The 3,468-nt window shown below is 64.1% G+C and carries 3 protein-coding genes; all 3 read left to right on the top strand.

Translation table 11 applies throughout. The features are described from left to right. Window positions 1-343: 343 nt before the first annotated feature. The 3 genes from ORI27_RS32665 to ORI27_RS32655 are packed head-to-tail and all read left to right on the top strand — an operon-like array spanning window position 344 to window position 3,383. Entirely contained in the window at window positions 344-1,417 is a 1,074-nt protein-coding gene (locus ORI27_RS32665) for a site-specific integrase (RefSeq protein WP_266001394.1), read from the top strand. Next, window positions 1,414-2,379 carry a tyrosine-type recombinase/integrase gene (locus ORI27_RS32660; RefSeq protein ID WP_266001393.1) on the top strand — a complete coding sequence of 322 codons (966 nt, stop codon included), beginning with the start codon at window positions 1,414-1,416 and terminating at the stop codon, window positions 2,377-2,379. The genes ORI27_RS32665 and ORI27_RS32660 overlap by 4 nt, the downstream gene beginning before the upstream one ends. Further along, window positions 2,376-3,383 carry a tyrosine-type recombinase/integrase gene (locus ORI27_RS32655; protein ID WP_266001392.1) on the top strand — a complete coding sequence of 336 codons (1,008 nt, stop codon included), beginning with the start codon at window positions 2,376-2,378 and terminating at the stop codon, window positions 3,381-3,383. Before ORI27_RS32660 ends, ORI27_RS32655 begins: the two co-directional genes overlap by 4 nt. The last annotated feature ends 85 nt before the right edge of the window (window positions 3,384-3,468 follow it).

The raw sequence follows: 3,468 nt of genomic DNA, 5'->3' as shown, positions 1-3,468 counted from the left end.
TCGCACTTCTGTGCCCGGCGGTGTTATGTGCCCGACCGCCCGAAACCCCTGCTGGGGTGGCGGTGATGGCTCGAGTTCGGGCACATAACGAGATTGATGGCAAGACGATTGCTTCCTGTCCGTGTCTATAGGAAAGGAAGTTGTCGCCATGTTGGAGAAGTATTTCGTGAAGCCAGAAACGGTTGATCGGGTTCGCGCATGCTGGATCGGCGCGGAGATCGAGCGATATGTGGAGTGGTTGTGCGAGCGGGAGTATGCAAATCGCACGGTGTGGCACCGGGTGCCTATGCTGGTCGAGTTTGGCGAGTTCGCGCGCGTTCGCGGCGCTAATACTCTGGAGGACTTGCCAGTTCATCTTGATGCGTTCGTGGCGCAGTGGGCTGCGCGGCAACAACGCGCGCATCTTCGTGGCGACTTCGAACGAGTGGGCAGGGAGGTGCGTGGCCCAATCGAGCAGATGCTGCGTCTGGCTGTTCCCGGTTTCACCGGCAGGGGTCGACCTCATCGGCGGGCTCCGTTCGGCGAGGTGGCGCCGGGGTTCTTCGAGTACCTGGCCACCGAGCGTGGTCTCCGGCCGGTGTCAATCCTGGCCTACCGGATCAGTTTGGATCGCTTCGAGGACTACTTGGTGCGAGTCGGTGTGACGGAGTTGTCGGTGGTATCGCCGACGCTGCTTGCCGCTTTCGTTGCCGAACGCCGCGCGACTGGGTTGGCAAAGACGACGGTTCGGCAGACCTGCGGGGCGTTGCGGGTTTTCCTGCGCTACGCGCACCGTGAGGGCGTGCTCGCCCGCGACCTCAGTGACACGGTGCAGTGGCCTCAGGTCTACCGGTTGTCCGATGTCCCACGGTCGATTTCGTGGGCCGAGGTGGAGCGGGTGCTAGCGGGTGTGGATCGCCGGACCGACTGCGGGAAGCGCGATTACGCGATCTTGTTGCTGTTGGTCAGCTACGGTTTGCGGGGCCGTGAGATCGCAGCGTTAACGCTCGACGACATCGATTGGAAGCGGGAAAGGCTCGCTATTCCGGAGCGCAAGGCCGGACATTCGACGGCCTTTCCGCTGTCGGCGGTGGTGGGTGCGGCGCTGGTCGACTATCTGCGGAATGCGCGGCCGGCCAACAGCGACCGGCACGTGTTCTTTCGCACGATGGCGCCGGTCCAGCCGATCGAGGCGGCCGCGGTGTGCTCCCGTGCCCGCCACTACCTACTCAAAGCAGGTGTTGAGGTGCCCCGCCCGGGATCGCACACGCTGCGCCATACCTGTGTGCAGCGTTTGGTGGACGCCGACTTCTCGTTGAAGACGATCGGCGATTTCGTCGGTCACCGCTCGCCGGCATCGACTCAGATCTATGGCAAGGTCGCGGTCGAACCGCTGCGTCGAGTCGCCCTCGGCGACGGCGAAGAGGTGCTGCGATGACCGAGAACCTGGGTTGCGTAGTTGATCAATTCCTCGCGCACAAGCGGGCATTGGGCCGCAGGTACGACAGTGAGGAGGCCGAACTCCAGCTGCTGGTGCGCTTCACCGAAGAGCATCATGTCGACCGGCTCGACCAACTGACAGCGGCGTTGCTCGACGAGTTCTTTGCGTCGCGTCCTCGGTCGCGTCCGCGCAGCTTCAATCATCTGCTAGGGGTCGTTCGCGGCCTGCTGGACTGGGCGGTGACCTACGAGATGATGCAGACGTCGCCGCTGCGCACCCAGCGGCGACGCACCACTAATGCGCGCATCCCGTTCGTGTTCGACCTGGCCGCGGCCAGTCGCCTGCTCGACGCCGCGGCGGCGTTACCGGACAACGAGCGAGCCCGGCAGCGAGGACCGACCTACCGCACCATCTTCGCCCTCTGTTACGGGCTGGGGCTGCGCGCCGGGGAGGTCTGCGGGCTACGTCTCGGTGATGTCGACCCGCAACGAGATCTCCTCGTAGTCCGTGGCGGCAAGTTCGGCAAGACCCGGCTCGTCCCGTACGGTCCCCGGATCGGCGAGCTGATCGCCGACCACGTCGCCCGCCGCGGTGCCGACGGTGCGCTGGAACCCGACATGCCGCTATTCAGTTTCGACGGGCGCCGGTGCGTGCATCCCGGCACTGCCAGTCAGGTGTTCCACCACTTGATGGACACCCTTGATTTCACTGTCCCCGATGGTGTTTCGTCACCACGGTTGCACGATCTGCGACACTCATTTGCTGTTGGGCGTCTGCTGCGCTGGTACCGCGACGGCCTGGACCCATCGACTCGGCTGCATCACTTGGCAACATTTCTGGGCCACGTAGACCCGGCCTCCACCGCGGTCTACCTCACGGTCACACCCGGATTGCTCGACGAGGCCAACCAGCGATTCGAGGCCTTTACCGAACCGGCCTGGCGGGAGGCCGCGCGATGACTTCTACCCCACCTTTGGGTCAACTGCTGCAGTCCTTCTTCGTCGAGCATCTGATTACCGTCAAGGGCTTGCGCCCAGCCTCGGTGCGCAGCTACCGAGATACCGTCCGACTGCTGCTGGTATTCGCCGCGGCCGATAAGGGCTGCAAGATCACGCGCCTATCAACCGGCGACCTCACCTTCGATCGAGTGGTCGGATTCTTGCGCCACCTCGAAGAAGGCCGCGGCAACCACACGCGGACCCGCAACCAGCGACTCGCCGCGGTGCACACCTTGTTCGACTACATCGCCACACGGGACCCTGAGATGCTCGGCGTCTGCCAGAGGGTCTCGGCTATCCCTATGAAGCGAGCCGCTCCGGCCGAGACCCGGTTTCTCGAACGCGATGAGATCGAAGATCTGTTGCGTCACTTGCCCGCCGAGGGTCGGCTGGCGTTGCGGGATCGAACCCTGCTGTTGTTTCTCTACAACACAGGAGCGCGGGCGCAAGAAGTCGCCGACCTACGTGTTGAACACCTCGACCTCGGTGCACACCCACTGGTGCGCCTGCACGGCAAAGGCGACAAGTGGCGCACCTGCCCGCTATGGCACCAGACGGCGCGGCTGCTGCACGACCTGCTGGACTCGACAGCGCCACCGCCGACGCCGCAGTCACCGATATTCTCCGCCCGAGGGCGGCCCCTCACCAGATTTGGCATCTACAAGGTCGTGCGACGACACGCATCCGCCCTCGACAACCCCCACATCAACCGCAGGGTCAGCCCGCACACCTTTCGACATAGCTGCGCTGTTCACCTGCTCGAAGCCGGCGTCGAGGTCAACGTCATCCGAGGCTGGCTCGGTCACGCCGACCTGTCCACCACCAACCGCTACGCCGAGATCAACACCAAAACCAAACTGGCAGCCCTACGAGCCTGCGAGCCGCCCACTTCTTCGGTGGGAGACCGCAGCACGCCGGTCTGGCGATCCGACCAGAGCCTCCTGCAATGGCTCGATTCCCTCTGACCGTTATGTGCCCGAACTCAACCCAACACCAGAGCGCCAGTGACGTTTCCGGCCGGTCGGGCACATAACACCGCCGGGCACAGAA

The sequence above is a fragment of the Mycobacterium pinniadriaticum genome (assembly GCF_026242045.1).
GTDB lineage: Bacteria > Actinomycetota > Actinomycetes > Mycobacteriales > Mycobacteriaceae > Mycobacterium > Mycobacterium pinniadriaticum.
Note: the sequence above shows the minus strand (reverse complement) of the source record. Positions and strands in the feature narration are given on the sequence as shown.

Coding starts and splice junctions, on each gene's coding strand:
- ORI27_RS32660 (WP_266001393.1), top strand. CDS start 1,414: ATGACCGAGAACCTGGGTTGCGTAGTTGATCAATTCCTCGCGCACAAG.
- ORI27_RS32655 (WP_266001392.1), top strand. CDS start 2,376: ATGACTTCTACCCCACCTTTGGGTCAACTGCTGCAGTCCTTCTTCGTC.